Origin of the sequence: Enterobacter sp. PL1, from assembly GCF_945957325.1 — a bacterium.
GTDB lineage: Bacteria > Pseudomonadota > Gammaproteobacteria > Enterobacterales > Enterobacteriaceae > Enterobacter > Enterobacter roggenkampii.
Genome location: NZ_CAMFKT010000001.1, coordinates 23,297 through 37,040 on the forward strand (window position 1 = coordinate 23,297; position 13,744 = coordinate 37,040).

The following is a 13,744-nucleotide window of genomic DNA, read 5'->3' on the forward strand; positions in this document are numbered from 1 at the left end:
TAAAAATGGCACAACTGTCACTGAAACATATTCAGAAAATTTACGATAACCAGGTCCACGTGGTGAAGGATTTTAACCTCGAAATCGAGGACAAGGAGTTTATCGTTTTTGTCGGCCCGTCTGGCTGCGGTAAATCGACGACGCTGCGCATGATTGCCGGGCTGGAGGAGATCTCCGCCGGTGAACTGGTGATCGACGGTGTTTGTATGAACGATGTGCCCGCCAAATCGCGTGACATCGCCATGGTGTTCCAGAACTATGCGCTTTACCCGCATATGACGGTCTACGACAACATGGCGTTTGGCCTGAAGATGCAGAAAATCGCTCCGGCGGTTATCGAAGAGCGCGTCAACTGGGCCGCACAAATCCTCGGCTTACGGGAGTACCTCAAGCGTAAACCCGGCGCGCTGTCCGGCGGCCAGCGTCAGCGTGTGGCGTTGGGCAGGGCGATAGTGCGGGAAGCGGGCGTGTTCCTGATGGATGAACCGCTCTCCAACCTCGATGCCAAGCTCCGCGTGCAGATGCGGGCTGAAATCAGCAAGCTTCACCAGAAGCTCAATACCACGATGATTTACGTGACCCACGATCAGACGGAAGCCATGACGATGGCGACCCGCATTGTGATCTTAAAAGACGGCATTATTCAGCAGGTCGGTGCACCGAAGCAGGTATACAACGAGCCGGCAAACATGTTTGTCGCGGGGTTCATTGGCTCGCCAGCCATGAACTTTGTTCGTGGTGCCATCGACGACCGCTATTTCGTCACGGAAACGCTGCGCCTGGCGATCCCGGAAGACAAGCTCGCTGCACTGCAAGCCGCTGGATATCAGCGTAAAGCTGTGGTCTTTGGGATCCGCCCGGAAGATATTCTCACCCAGCAGAGTAGCGGTGAAAATATCGCGGCGAAAGTCAGCGTAGCCGAACTGACCGGTGCGGAGTTCATGCTCTACGCCACCGTTGGCGGCCATGAGCTGGTGGTTCGCGCGGGAGCAGCGAATGATTATGCCGCAGGGGATAATATCGGCATCCAGTTCGATATGAATAAGTGCCATTTCTTCGACGCCGATACCGAAGCGGCTATTAGATAAGAAAGGTGTTTGCCGGAAATGCAAATTTCCGGTTTTTTGTTTGTTAATTATAAAGGGAATATTTTATGAGTACTCTACTAAAAAGTGCTGCGCTCGTGCTGTGCGCAGGGGTGAGCTGCGCACATGCTACAGAAACGGCTAAGCAATGGGAATTTAATATTGGCGCGATGTATGAAATTGAAAACGTCGAAGGCCAGGGAGAAGATAAAGACGGATTATATGAACCCTCCGTGTGGTTTAATGCGACCTGGGATGCCTGGACTATTTCGCTGGCGATGTATCAGGAAGGGCCGGTTGATTATAGCAGCATGACCCGTGGGACCTATTTCGATCGCCCGGAATTTGAGTTACGCTATCGTTTTATTGGTACCGATGATTTCACGTTCGGTCTGACCGGTGGTTTCCGTAATTATGGCTATCACTTTAAGGATGAACACGGCGCCAGAGACGGCAGCGCAAATATGCAGCGCTACAAAATTCAGCCGGACTGGGATATTAAATTAACCGACGACTGGCGTTTCGGCGGCTGGTTTGCCATGTATCAGTTTGCCAACGATCTGGAAAAAACCGGCTATTCAGACAGCCGCGTCGAAACCGAAACGGGCTTTACCTGGACCATTAACGACACCTTTGCCGCTAAAGTGAATTACTATTTAGAGCGCGGTTTCAATATGGACGGTTCACGTAATAACGGCGAGTTCTCCACTCAGGAAATTCGCGCCTACCTGCCTATTTCATTGGGTCAGACGACCTTAACGCCTTACACCCGACTGGGGCTCGATCGCTGGTCGAACTGGGACTGGCAGGACGATCCTGAGCGTGAAGGACATGATTTCAACCGTCTGGGTATGCAGTACGCCTATGACTTCAACAACGGTTTATCCATGACGCTTGAATACGCCTACGAATGGGAAAACCATGACGAGGGTAAAAACGACCGCTTCCACTATGCGGGCGTTGGGGTAAATTACGCATTCTGACCCGTGGGTCCTCCAGGGGCTTACCGCCCCTGGTTTTAGCGCAACGAGGCCGCCAGTAAAAAATGGGTATCAACCAGCACTTTTTGCGGGGCGGGGTGACCCGCAATACGCCTGAAGAGAAGATCGCAGCTCTCTTCCCCCAGTTTGCGGGTGGGGATATCAAAGCCGCCTGGTGCGGGCGTTAAAATGAGAGACAGCATCGGGTCACTGTATCCGGCTATCACTACCTGTTCCGGTATCATCAGATTTAACTCGTCCGCCGCGCGATAAAGGCCGAGTAACTTCATGCTGTCGGTAGCAAATACGGCATCAGGCGGCGTGGGTGAAGAGAGCAGTTCCAGAGCCGCCTTAAGCGCACTCTCATGGGTATAACCACCATCCATGATCCAGTCCGGGTTAATCGCAATATGGTGCTTTTCCAGACTGGCTTTATAACCCGCCAGGCGATCGATCGAAACATGATATTCAAGCGGCGCATGCAGGCAGGCAATTTTCCGGCGGCCGTTTTTGATAAAGGTTTCCGTCAGCGTGGCGCTGTCATGAAAATTATCCGTGTCGACGGAATAAATATTCTGATACTCACCTTCCACTTTGCCGATAACCACTACCGGTACGCCATACGCGTCCAGCGTGGTGAAAAAGGATTCATTTGCGGGCGAACTCAGCATGATGATCCCTTTGATCATCTTCTGTTTTATTTTACTCACGCATTTCAGGAGATCGTCTTCACTGCTATTTGAGGTTTGTAAAATAACATCGAATCCTTCTTCTTCCGCTTTTGCCGTAATGGCATGAAGAACATCGGAGAAAAAAGGATTGCCGGCAGTGGTTTTGGTTGAACGGGTCGAAATAACCATAATGGCATCGAATCCTGAAGAGGTCAGGGCACGGGCCAGTTTGTTGGGCTGATAATTTAATTCGTCAATCGCCTTCAGCACTTTGTCACGCGCTTCAGGAGAAATATTCGTTTGTTTATTCAGAACGCGGGAAACGGTTGATTTCGATACGCCCGCAACCCGTGCGATATCATAAATGGTGGGTGACATACACCTTACTCACTCAGGACTGACAGCAATGGCGTTCATCTTACTGGAGAAAAAACGGCAATAGCAATAAATAAGAATTGATAATCAACGATCTGCCCCCATTTATTGTATTCTGAAGCCATGCATTCAAGGCTTCCAGGCAACGAAGGACGGCGATGAAGCGACTTAAAAACGAAATCAATTCACTGGTAAACCGCGGCGTTGACCGTCATCTTCGACTGGCGGTGACGGGGTTGAGCCGAAGCGGTAAGACGGCGTTTATCACTGCGATGGTGAACCAGCTCCTGAACCTGCACGCCGGGGCGCGTCTGCCGTTGCTTGGCGCGGTGCGGGAAGAGCGTCTGCTGGGCGTTAAGCGCGTTCCACAGCGTGATTTTGGCATTCCCCGTTTTACCTATGACGAAGGGCTGGCACAGCTGTATGGCGACCCGCCCGCGTGGCCGACGCCGACGCGAGGGGTCAGTGAAATTCGCCTTGCGCTGCGTTTCCGCTCGAATGAATCCCTGATGCGCCATTTCAAGGATACCTCAACGTTATACCTTGAAATCGTCGATTACCCCGGCGAATGGCTGCTCGACCTGCCGATGCTGGCGCAGGATTACCTCAGCTGGTCACGCCAGATGACGGGATTGCTGCAGGGGCAACGCGCCGGGTGGTCGGCCAAATGGCGACAGCTGTGCGAAGGGCTGGACCCGCTTGCGCCAGCAGATGAAAACCGTCTGGCGGCCATTGCCGACGCCTGGACGGCGTATTTACACCAGTGTAAACAGGAAGGGTTACACTTCATTCAGCCGGGGCGCTTTGTTCTGCCGGGTGATTTAGCGGGCGCGCCTGCGCTTCAGTTTTTCCCCTGGCCGGATGTGGATGGGGTGGGCGAGTCGACGCTGGCGCAGGCGGATAAGCATACTAACGCCGGTATGCTGCGCGAGCGTTACCATTACTACTGTGAGAAGGTGGTCAAGGGATTCTATAAGAACCACTTTTTACGATTTGACCGCCAGATTGTGCTGGTGGATTGTCTGCAGCCGCTCAACAGCGGGCCACAGGCATTCAACGACATGCGCCTTGCCCTGACGCAGCTGATGCAAAGTTTTCACTACGGGCAGCGTACGCTGTTCCGCCGTCTTTTCTCACCGGTGATCGACAAACTGCTCTTTGCGGCCACAAAAGCCGATCACGTCACCGTCGACCAGCATGCCAATATGGTGTCGCTGCTACAGCAGCTGGTACAGGACGCCTGGCAAAACGCCGCCTTCGAAGGGATCAGCATGGATTGCCTTGGGCTCGCGTCAGTGCAGGCGACGCAAAGCGGGCTAATTGACCTTAACGGCGAGAAAATACCGGCATTACGCGGCAACCGGCTCAGCGACGGTGAACCGCTTACTGTCTACCCAGGCGAAGTGCCTGCGCGGCTGCCGGGCCAGGCCTTCTGGCAGAAACAGGGCTTTCAGTTTGAAGCCTTCCGCCCGCAGGCCATGAGCGTCGACAGGCCTTTACCGCACATCCGTCTGGATGCGGCGCTGGAGTTTTTGATTGGAGATAAATTGCGATGACGGAACCGTTAAAACCGCGCATTGACTTTACCGGAACGCTTGAGCAGAACCCTCAGGAGGCGTTCAAAACGGCGCAGACGTTCAGCGGTACCCAGGCCGATAACTTTGCCCCGGCGCTGCAGGACGAGCCGGTTGTTGAGGATGGTCCGGCGGAGGCGGTCGTGGACGCCGCGCTGCGTCCAAAACGCAGCCTGTGGCGCAGGATGGTCACCGCCGGTCTGGCGCTGTTTGGCGTAAGCGTGGTGGGTCAGGGCGTGCAGTGGACGATGAATGCCTGGCACACGCAGGACTGGGTGGCGCTGGGCGGATGTGCCGCAGGCGCGCTGATTGTGGGGGCTGGCGTCGGGTCGGTTGCCACCGAATGGCGTCGACTCTGGCGTCTGCGACAGCGCGCGCACGAGCGTGATGAAGCGCGGGATCTGCTCCACAGTCACGGCACCGGGAAAGGGCGCGCGTTCTGTGAAAAGCTGGCCAGCCAGGCCGGAATCGATCAGTCGCATCCGGCGCTTCAGCGCTGGTATGCCGCCATCCATGAAACTCAGAATGACCGGGAAGTGGTGACGCTCTATTCCCACATGGTACAGCCGGTGCTGGATGCTCAGGCGCGGCGCGAAATCAGCCGTTCTGCGGCGGAATCCACATTGATGATTGCCGTCAGCCCGCTGGCGCTGGTCGATATGGCCTTTATCGCCTGGCGTAACCTGCGCCTGATCAACCGTATTGCGAACCTTTACGGCATAGAGCTGGGTTACTACAGTCGGATCAGACTGTTTAAGCTGGTCCTGCTCAATATCGCGTTTGCCGGGGCGAGTGAGCTGGTGCGCGAAGTGGGCATGGACTGGATGTCGCAGGATCTGGCGGCGCGTCTTTCTGCCCGTGCGGCTCAGGGCATCGGTGCGGGATTATTAACCGCACGCCTGGGGATTAAAGCGATGGAAGTCTGCCGTCCGCTGCCCTGGATTGACGGCGATAAGCCCCGTCTGGGGGATTTCAGGCGTGAACTGATCGGCCAGCTCAAAGAGACGCTCAATAAAAAACCTTCGCCGTGAGGTTTTGTTCACTAATCGTGCTGGCTGTCAATATTTGTTGACAGCCATCTTCCCGATCACCGTGTTCTGACATATCATTTTACTGTTATTGGCTTAAAACGGTGAATTTCCCATGCGTCTTGAAGTCTTCTGTGAAGACCGTCTCGGTCTGACCCGCGAATTACTCGATCTTCTTGTTTTACGTAGCATTGATTTACGTGGCATTGAGATCGATCCTGTCGGGCGAATTTACCTCAATTTTGCCGAAATTGAATTTAATACCTTCAGCAGCCTGATGGCGGAAATCCGCCGTATCGCTGGCGTTACGGATGTACGCACCATTCCCTGGATGCCGTCCGAGCGTGAGCACCTGGCGCTGAGCGCGCTGCTGGAAGCCATGCCTGAACCGTTCCTCTCTCTGGATTTGAAAAGCAAAGTTGAGCGCGTTAACCACGCGAGCTGCCAGCTTTTCGCGCAGAGCCAGGAGAAGCTCAGCAATCATCACGCCGCGCAGCTGATCCCCGGTTTTAACTTCCAGCGCTGGCTGGACAGCAACCCGCAGAACACGCACAGCGAGCATGTGGTGATTAACGGGCAGAATTTCCTGATGGAGATCACGCCGGTCTATCTGAAAGGGGAAGGGAATACCCGCGTGTTGACCGGGGCGGTGATCATGCTGCGCTCGACGCTACGCATGGGTCGTCAGCTGCAAAACCTCTCCAGTCAGGACGTTGGCGCGTTCAGCCAGATTATTGCCGTCAGCCCGAAAATGCGTCATGTGGTTGATCAGGCGCGTAAGCTCGCAAGCCTGACCGCGCCGCTGCTGATTACCGGCGATACCGGCACCGGGAAAGACCTGCTGGCTCACGCCGTGCATCTGGCGAGCCCGCGTGCGGCTAAGCCTTATCTGGCACTTAACTGCGCCTCTATCCCGGAAGATGCCGTTGAAAGCGAGCTGTTTGGTCACGCGCCGGAGGGCAAGAAAGGGTTCTTCGAGCAGGCTAACGGCGGCTCCGTACTGCTGGACGAGATCGGCGAAATGTCGCCGCGTATGCAGGCTAAGCTGCTGCGTTTCCTGAACGACGGCACGTTCCGCCGCGTCGGTGAGGATCACGAGGTGCATGTGGACGTGCGCGTCATTTGCGCCACCCAGAAGAACCTGGTGGAACTGGTGCAAAAGGGGATCTTCCGCGAAGATCTCTATTACCGCCTCAACGTCCTGACGCTGAACATTCCGCCGCTGCGCGATTGCCCGCAGGACATCATGCCGCTTACGGAGCTGTTCGTCGCCCGCTTTGCCGATGAGCAGGGGGTTCCTCGTCCGAAGCTGTCTGCCGATCTGGGCACGGTGCTTATGCGCTACGGCTGGCCGGGGAACATTCGTCAGCTCAAAAACGCCGTATATCGTGCGCTGACCCAGCTTGAAGGGTATGAACTGCGCCCGCAAGATATCCTGTTGCCGGATTACGACGCCGGAACGGTATCGGTAGGGGAAGAGGCGATGGAAGGGTCGCTTGATGACATCACCAGCCGTTTCGAGCGTTCTGTGCTGACGCAGCTGTACCGCAGCTATCCCAGCACCCGCAAACTGGCAAAACGCCTGGGCGTCTCGCACACCGCAATCGCCAATAAGCTACGTGAGTATGGTTTGAATCATAAGAAAGGTGACGAATAACAAAAAAGCCTCTGCAAAGAGGCTTTTTACTTTTCACTTTAGATTTATTCCTTCGCCAACGGCGTGTTAACGATGTCTGTTTTTGTCTCGCCCTGAATCGACGCAATCCTGCTTTCGACCTCTTTCACCTGCTGCGAGCTGTGGAGCAGGGTATAGGTCAGATCAAACTGCGCGCTGGCACCCGGCTGCAGCTGCTTAACCCGCTTCTGTTGGCGTTCAATCGTCACGGGGTAGGCGTAGCTGGTGCCCGGTTCAATGCCTGTGACATAACCCTGCTTCAGCGTATCGGTGTTTTTCCATAAGGTCAGCACGGGCAGCTGGCGCGTATCAAACTGGATTGATGCGCCTTTATCTCCGGCTTTATTGACCACCGCCGCGAGCGTTTCGTGGTTGTTGTCGGCGAGCGGCTGAATGTTAAAGACCATCTCATCAAAGCCTTTTGTCGGCCCGGCATAGGTTTGCCAGTCGTTAACGCCCGCTTTGGCGTAGTCATTGAATGGGCTTACGCTCGCCGCTGGCGCAAGGAAACGTGCGCCTTCTTCGAGGATCGGCGTCCCGAAGTTGCTGTGATAGATGATTTGGTAATCGTGAGGGTAATCGGCATGGTTAGTGAGAACATCATGCAGGCTGAACTGGTTGGTTCCGGGAACGTAGCGCAGTTCGGTCATGGTCTGCAGATCCGCTTTTTTGAACGTGCTCTCTTTGATCAAACCCCGAACGCGGATCTCATGCGGGGCGGCATCCGCCACCTCAACTTCCACCTGTGATACCGGGGTATTCCCGGCCCTGCCATGCAGGGTGTAAATTTGCCCGTCCGCCGTGACCGGATGACCTGTCCACTCATAGCCACAGCGCACCATCATCTCGTTGAAACCATCCAGCCAGCCGAGACCGTTTCGGCTTTCAAGATTGATATAAGCCGGATTCACGACCTCTTTGACGGGGGAATCCCACCCCAGTCGGGTGCCAAACCCTTCAACGTGCAGAAGGTTCATGCCGCGGGTCGGGCTCAGCGTAATTGTCAGGCCATCTTTACTGCTAATAATGATGACTTTACTGCCTTCCTGCTTGCCGCCGTGCAAGACTTTTTGCTCAATGCTGAACGTCTGATCTTTAACTTTCAGCTCATCACTGGAAATCTTCCAGTTTCCTTTCTCTACGCTGCTTTCAGCACTTGTCAGCACCCAGGTTTTAGCCGCGGCATGGCCAGAAACCAGGACCGCCAGGAGCGTAAAAGCGAATTTGATCTTCATAGTTTATCCTTTTTGCTGAAACGATTATTTACTTTCGTAAGCAAATCTAATGTTTAGACAAAAAGGGAAATGTGATGGGCTTCACTGAGGTTAAAATTAGGTGATTTTAACAATTAGAATGCGTTAATGATCACGCAGAAGTTACATTTTGCTGTCTTTATTGCATGATTTTTGTGATCGATGAATATTTTGGCTTTAACGATTCAGCTATTTTCTAATAAAAAACCCCGCCGTGGCGAGGTTGAGAATAAGTTGTATAGAATGCTAAGGACTTATTATGCTTTCAGCACGTCCAGCGCGGCAGTGTAGTCCGGCTCGGTGGTGATTTCGTTAACCAGTTCGCTGAAAACGACAGTGTCGTTTTCGTCCAGAACCAGTACAGCACGTGCTGCCAGACCTTTCAGTGGGCCTTCCGCGATGCTGACGCCGTAGTTCTCGAGGAAATCAGCGCTGCGCAGGGTGGAAAGGGTGATAACGTTGCTCAGGCCTTCGGCACCGCAGAATCGGGACTGGGCAAACGGCAGGTCAGCGGAAATGCACAGCACCACGGTGTTGTCCATTTCAGTCGCCAGCTGGTTGAATTTACGCACGGATGCGGCACAAACGCCGGTATCAATGCTTGGGAAAATGTTCAGTACTTTGCGTTTGCCCGCAAACTGAGCCAGTGTGACGTCAGACAGATCTTTAGCCACCAGAGTAAAAGCCTGCGCTTTGCTGCCAGCCTGCGGAATGGAACCTGCTACAGCAACCGGGTTGCCCTGGAAATGAACGAGTTGTGACATAGATATCTTCCTGTTTACATATAGTTAACGTCGTGGCTAGTGTATGCCATCAGCAGATAACACGGCAAACCAAATTTTTCGCCTTTCCGGGCCGCAAGGAGTCAGTGATGAGAAGCGTTAAGGTCTATGAAGAAGCCTGGCCATTGCATACCCCGTTTGTGATCTCTCGCGGCAGCCGAAGTGAAGCCAGCGTGGTCGTGGTCGAAATCGAAGAAGAGGGGTTTAAAGGCGTCGGGGAATGTACGCCTTACCCGCGCTATGGGGAAAGTCTGGCATCCGTGATGGCGCAGATCATGACCCTGGTACCTGACCTGCAAAAAGGCCTCACGCGCGAGGCGTTACAGCAGCGCTTATCCGCCGGGGCGGCGCGCAACGCCATCGACTGTGCGCTCTGGAGCCTTGAAGCCGCTAAGCAGCAAAAATCGCTGACGTCATTGCTGGGCGTGGTCGTGCCGGAGTCCGTCGTGACCGCGCAAACGGTCGTGATTGGGGAGCCCGAGCAGATGGCCGCCAGTGCGAAAGCGCTCTATGACGCCGGGGCCACGCTGTTAAAAGTGAAGCTCGACGATCGTCTGATCAGCGAGAGGATGGTCGCCATTCGCTCGGCGGTGCCGTCAGCCACGCTCATTGTTGACGCCAACGAGTCGTGGCATCCCGAAGGGCTGGCCGCGCGATGCCAGCTGCTGGCCGATCTGGGCGTGGCGATGCTGGAGCAGCCTCTGCCGGCAAAAGAGGATGCGGCGCTGAAGAATTTTATCCATCCGTTGCCCGTCTGTGCGGATGAAAGCTGTCATACCCGTGAGAATTTGAGCGCGCTTAAGGGCCGCTATGACATGGTCAATATCAAACTCGACAAGACTGGCGGACTGACTGAAGCCCTGGCCCTGGCGGCGGACGCCCGGGCGCAGGGGTTCGCCCTGATGCTGGGATGCATGCTTTGCACCTCGCGGGCGATCGGTGCGGCGCTGCCGCTGGTCAATCAGGTCCGTTTCGCCGATCTGGATGGCCCGACGTGGCTGGCCGTTGACGTTTCACCGGCGCTTAATTTTACCAGCGGCGTACTTCACCTCTGAGGCTGCCAGCGCAACAGATCCATCATTGCCTTTAAGTATTTTTCGCTGGCTTCGTCGGAGGAGATCGCCGGGAACTCAGCGGTGATGCAGGGCAGGCTCAAGTCGGCGCACCAGCTGCCGAATGAACCGGGTGTTTCATAGCCCACGCAGGTGACGAGCGGCAGGTCGAACGCCTGGGCCAGCCATGCGCCCAGGTCAGAGTGGCGCGGATCTTCAATGCAGGCCAGCGGATCGTGGAAGGAGACAACCCAGGCGGGGTGGATCTTATGGATAAGCTGGCACAGCGCCTGCGTTTCCGGCTCCGATCCGGGTTTATCGCCCGTGAGCAGCACCACGTCCCGCTCCTCGGCGGAGCTGTTCCAGCGATATACCGTTTCCCCTGCGCGCCAGTTTGCCGCAGGGAAATTACGGTTCAGGTCGATTCCTCGTGCATTCGCCCGTAATCCAAGCTGACAGCCGTCCGGATTCACGGCAAGAATCACGTGGTGACGTCGCAATGCCGGGGTCAGCGTCCGCAGCGCGCACGAGAGCGTGACGACAGACGAGTTCTCATCTCCGTGCGTGCCGGCAATAACCAAACCGCTGTCGCGATCGGCATCGGGGGCCGGGAACCAGATCAGCGATGCGCCTAAAAATGAGCGGCCATATTGTTCAGCGCCCGGAGGGAAGGCGCCGCGTTCCGCGCGGGGTCGGGTGGTTGCCATACGATATCCTGATAACGAAGTCTCTACAGGCAGTGTTGTGCAAAAGCCGCTGTTAATCAAATAGTTTCCTTAACGGCTGAGAATTGCCTTAAATCACTATTCAGGCGTAAGTTGTTTGCATTTCTTACTGTCGAAACAAATAATTACGCATCTGCTTTTTACCAGAATTTTTTAAAGGGGATCTTATGAAGCATCCTGTTTCGCGTCTTTTTGCCGCACTGTGCCTGTGCGGACTCTCTTCACTCTCATACGCTGCCGATGTGCCACAGGGCACGGTGCTGGCGCAAAAACAGGAGCTGGTCAGACACATTAAAGACGAACCGGCTTCGCTCGATCCCGCAAAAGCGGTGGGGTTGCCAGAGATTCAGGTGATTCGCGATCTTTTCGAAGGGCTGGTAAATCAGAATGAGAGAGGGGAACTGACCCCGGGCGTGGCGACGCGCTGGCAGAGCAACGATAACCGAATCTGGACGTTCACCCTGCGCGATAACGCAAAATGGTCTGACGGTACGCCGGTTACCGCGCAGGATTTTGTCTACAGCTGGCAGCGTCTGGTTGATCCGAAAACGACCTCTCCGTTTGCCTGGTTTGCGGCGCTGGCGGGCATCAGCAACGCGCAGGACATTATTGATGGTAAAGCGGCGCCAGATACCCTGGGCGTGACGGCGGTGGATGCCAGAACGTTGCGCGTCCAGCTGGATAAACCGCTACCGTGGTTTAGCAACCTGACGGCAAACTTCGCCTTCTATCCGGTGCAAAAAGCCAATGTTGAAAGCGGGAAAGAGTGGACGCGTCCGGGAGCGCTGGTCGGTAACGGGGCCTACGTCCTGAACGCGCGCGTGGTGAATGAAAAACTGGTTGTCGTGCCGAACACCCACTACTGGGACAATGCGAAAACTGTCCTGCAAAAAGTGACCTTTATTCCGATTAATCAGGAATCGTCCGCCACGAAACGCTATCTGGCAGGGGATATCGATATTACCGAATCGTTCCCGAAAAACATGTATCAGAAGCTCCTGAAGGATATTCCTGGCCAGGTGTATACGCCGCCTCAGCTCGGGACCTATTACTACGCGTTTAACACGCAAAAGGGGCCGACGGCCGATGCCCGGGTTCGTCTTGCGCTGAGCATGACTATCGATCGCCGCATTATGGCGGAAAAGGTACTGGGTACCGGCGAAAAACCGGCCTGGCATTTTACCCCTGACGTGACGGCGGGCTTCACGCCTGAACCTTCGCCGTTTGAGCAGATGTCCCAGCAGGAGCTGAACGCTCAGGCCAAAACCTTGCTCCAGGCCGCAGGCTACGGCCCTCAGCGTCCGCTGAAGCTGAACCTGCTGTACAACACGTCGGAAAACCACCAGAAAATCGCCATTGCGGTGGCGTCCATGTGGAAGAAAAATCTCGGTGTGGATGTCAAGCTGCAAAATCAGGAGTGGAAAACCTACATCGACAGCCGCAACACCGGCAATTTTGATGTGATCCGCGCGTCATGGGTGGGGGATTACAACGAGCCCTCGACCTTCCTGTCCCTGCTGACCTCAACCCACAGCGGCAATATCTCGCGCTTCAACGACCCGGCTTACGATAAAATTATCCACCAGGCGACGCTCGAAACCACGGCGAAAGCGCGTAATACGGACTACAACATGGCGGAGAAAATCCTCATGGAGAAAGCGCCGATCGCGCCTATTTACCAGTACACCAACGGTCGTCTGATTAAGCCGTGGGTGAAAGGGTATCCGATTAATAACCCGGAAGACGTGGCGTATAGCCGGACGATGTATATTGAGAAGCACTGATGGTTATTGCGAACTGGCGCACGTGAGCGCCAGTTTTGCCATGGATGATACCGCGCTGTGCTTTCCGGCAGCGATGAGACCGGGACGTATTATTCTAACAACGCATTAAACTTCGCCAGCCACTGCGGATGGGCGGGCCACGCGGGAGCCGTCACCAGGTTGCCGTCGACATGTGCCTGATCGATGCCGATCGTGGCATAGTGTCCCCCCGCGAGACGGACCTCAGGAGCACAGGCCGGGTAGGCGCTACAGGTACGGCCTTTCAGGATGCCTGCGGCGGCGAGCAGTTGAGGGCCGTGGCACACCGCTGCAATCGGTTTGCGCGCGGCGTCAAACGCCTGCACCAGCTTTAACACGTCCTCATTTAACCGCAGATACTCGGGCGCTCTCCCGCCGGGGATGAGCAGCGCGTCGTAGTCCTGCTCCTTTACGGCGGAAAAGTCGGCGTTGAGGGTAAAGCGGTGACCGGGTTTTTCGCTATAGGTCTGGGCGCCGTCGAAATCATGGATTGCCGTTATGATGTAGTCGCCCTTCGGTTTGTCGGGGCAGACGGCATCCACCTGATGACCAACCATCTGTAACGCCTGAAAAGGCACCATGGTTTCGTAATCTTCGGCAAGGTGTGTGCTTTGTACATTGTTGATACTGTACGGCCAAAGATGAACATGGTTAGCTATTTATGCATATGATTTATAACTATTATTTATTTTTTTCTGTCAAGTTATGAACATGGTTGTACATGATTTGATATTGTTGTTTA

12 protein-coding genes are annotated in these 13,744 nt (G+C 55.0%); 7 read left to right on the forward strand and 5 right to left on the reverse strand.

The window, feature by feature from the left end; genetic code table 11:
* The first annotated feature begins 5 nt into the window (after positions 1–5).
* Complete coding sequence (locus tag N6P30_RS00125) at positions 6–1,088, forward strand: ABC transporter ATP-binding protein (protein WP_021240476.1); 1,083 nt, start codon at positions 6–8, stop codon at positions 1,086–1,088.
* 65 nt (positions 1,089–1,153) lie between these two features.
* Positions 1,154–2,068: an OmpG family monomeric porin gene (locus N6P30_RS00130; protein WP_008501250.1), complete on the forward strand. Its 915-nt coding sequence runs from the start codon at positions 1,154–1,156 to the stop codon at positions 2,066–2,068.
* A 35-nt stretch (positions 2,069–2,103) separates the two neighbouring features.
* Here N6P30_RS00130 and N6P30_RS00135 read toward each other — a convergent pair whose 3' ends face one another.
* A complete protein-coding gene (locus tag N6P30_RS00135) occupies positions 2,104–3,114 on the reverse strand; it encodes a LacI family DNA-binding transcriptional regulator (protein ID WP_023292266.1) in 1,011 nt (336 codons plus the stop codon).
* Positions 3,115–3,269: 155 nt separating this feature from the next.
* On the opposite strand from N6P30_RS00135, the gene N6P30_RS00140 reads away from it, so the two are divergent.
* The 3 genes from N6P30_RS00140 (at position 3,270) to tyrR (ending at position 7,370) form a co-directional block, all read left to right on the forward strand.
* Positions 3,270–4,667, forward strand: coding sequence for a YcjX family protein (locus tag N6P30_RS00140; RefSeq protein WP_023292267.1), 1,398 nt, complete (start codon positions 3,270–3,272; stop codon positions 4,665–4,667).
* Positions 4,664–5,716, forward strand: a complete 1,053-nt coding sequence (locus tag N6P30_RS00145) for a YcjF family protein (RefSeq protein ID WP_021240274.1) — start codon at positions 4,664–4,666, stop codon at positions 5,714–5,716. Before N6P30_RS00140 ends, N6P30_RS00145 begins: the two co-directional genes overlap by 4 nt.
* A 112-nt stretch (positions 5,717–5,828) precedes the next feature.
* A complete protein-coding gene (gene tyrR, locus N6P30_RS00150; protein ID WP_008501254.1) occupies positions 5,829–7,370 on the forward strand; it encodes a transcriptional regulator TyrR in 1,542 nt (513 codons plus the stop codon).
* 44 nt (positions 7,371–7,414) lie between these two features.
* On the opposite strand, the gene N6P30_RS00155 is transcribed toward tyrR, so the two are convergent.
* Both N6P30_RS00155 and tpx read right to left on the reverse strand, forming a co-directional pair.
* The gene (locus N6P30_RS00155; protein WP_023292268.1) at positions 7,415–8,623 is read right to left on the reverse strand and encodes an aldose 1-epimerase family protein; all 1,209 of its coding nucleotides are present in this window, start codon (positions 8,621–8,623) and stop codon (positions 7,415–7,417) included.
* Positions 8,624–8,898: 275 nt separating this feature from the next.
* Entirely contained in the window at positions 8,899–9,405 is a 507-nt protein-coding gene (gene tpx, locus N6P30_RS00160; protein ID WP_008501256.1) for a thiol peroxidase, read from the reverse strand.
* A gap of 107 nt (positions 9,406–9,512) precedes the next feature.
* On the opposite strand from tpx, the gene ycjG reads away from it, so the two are divergent.
* Positions 9,513–10,478, forward strand: coding sequence for an L-Ala-D/L-Glu epimerase (ycjG, locus tag N6P30_RS00165; protein WP_023292269.1), 966 nt, complete (start codon positions 9,513–9,515; stop codon positions 10,476–10,478).
* Here ycjG and mpaA read toward each other — a convergent pair.
* Entirely contained in the window at positions 10,469–11,182 is a 714-nt protein-coding gene (gene mpaA, locus N6P30_RS00170; protein ID WP_023292270.1) for a murein tripeptide amidase MpaA, read from the reverse strand. The genes ycjG and mpaA overlap by 10 nt on opposite strands.
* A 185-nt stretch (positions 11,183–11,367) precedes the next feature.
* On the opposite strand from mpaA, the gene N6P30_RS00175 reads away from it, so the two are divergent.
* The gene (locus N6P30_RS00175; RefSeq protein ID WP_023292271.1) at positions 11,368–12,984 is read left to right on the forward strand and encodes an ABC transporter substrate-binding protein; all 1,617 of its coding nucleotides are present in this window, start codon (positions 11,368–11,370) and stop codon (positions 12,982–12,984) included.
* Between the two features lie 89 nt (positions 12,985–13,073).
* On the opposite strand, the gene N6P30_RS00180 is transcribed toward N6P30_RS00175, so the two are convergent.
* Positions 13,074–13,628 (reverse strand): DJ-1/PfpI family protein, encoded by a 555-nt coding sequence (locus tag N6P30_RS00180; RefSeq protein ID WP_260629925.1) that lies wholly within the window; start codon positions 13,626–13,628, stop codon positions 13,074–13,076.
* Between the last annotated feature and the right edge of the window lie 116 nt (positions 13,629–13,744).

Excerpts from the sequence above, each read along its gene's own strand:
- N6P30_RS00155 (WP_023292268.1), bottom strand. The coding sequence starts at position 8,623 with ATGAAGATCAAATTCGCTTTTACGCTCCTGGCGGTCCTGGTTTCTGGC.
- tyrR (WP_008501254.1), top strand. The coding sequence starts at position 5,829 with ATGCGTCTTGAAGTCTTCTGTGAAGACCGTCTCGGTCTGACCCGCGAA.
- N6P30_RS00125 (WP_021240476.1), top strand. The coding sequence starts at position 6 with ATGGCACAACTGTCACTGAAACATATTCAGAAAATTTACGATAACCAG.
- tpx (WP_008501256.1), bottom strand. The coding sequence starts at position 9,405 with ATGTCACAACTCGTTCATTTCCAGGGCAACCCGGTTGCTGTAGCAGGT.
- ycjG (WP_023292269.1), top strand. The coding sequence starts at position 9,513 with ATGAGAAGCGTTAAGGTCTATGAAGAAGCCTGGCCATTGCATACCCCG.
- mpaA (WP_023292270.1), bottom strand. The coding sequence starts at position 11,182 with ATGGCAACCACCCGACCCCGCGCGGAACGCGGCGCCTTCCCTCCGGGC.
- N6P30_RS00145 (WP_021240274.1), top strand. The coding sequence starts at position 4,664 with ATGACGGAACCGTTAAAACCGCGCATTGACTTTACCGGAACGCTTGAG.
- N6P30_RS00140 (WP_023292267.1), top strand. The coding sequence starts at position 3,270 with ATGAAGCGACTTAAAAACGAAATCAATTCACTGGTAAACCGCGGCGTT.
- N6P30_RS00135 (WP_023292266.1), bottom strand. The coding sequence starts at position 3,114 with ATGTCACCCACCATTTATGATATCGCACGGGTTGCGGGCGTATCGAAA.
- N6P30_RS00175 (WP_023292271.1), top strand. The coding sequence starts at position 11,368 with ATGAAGCATCCTGTTTCGCGTCTTTTTGCCGCACTGTGCCTGTGCGGA.
- N6P30_RS00130 (WP_008501250.1), top strand. The coding sequence starts at position 1,154 with ATGAGTACTCTACTAAAAAGTGCTGCGCTCGTGCTGTGCGCAGGGGTG.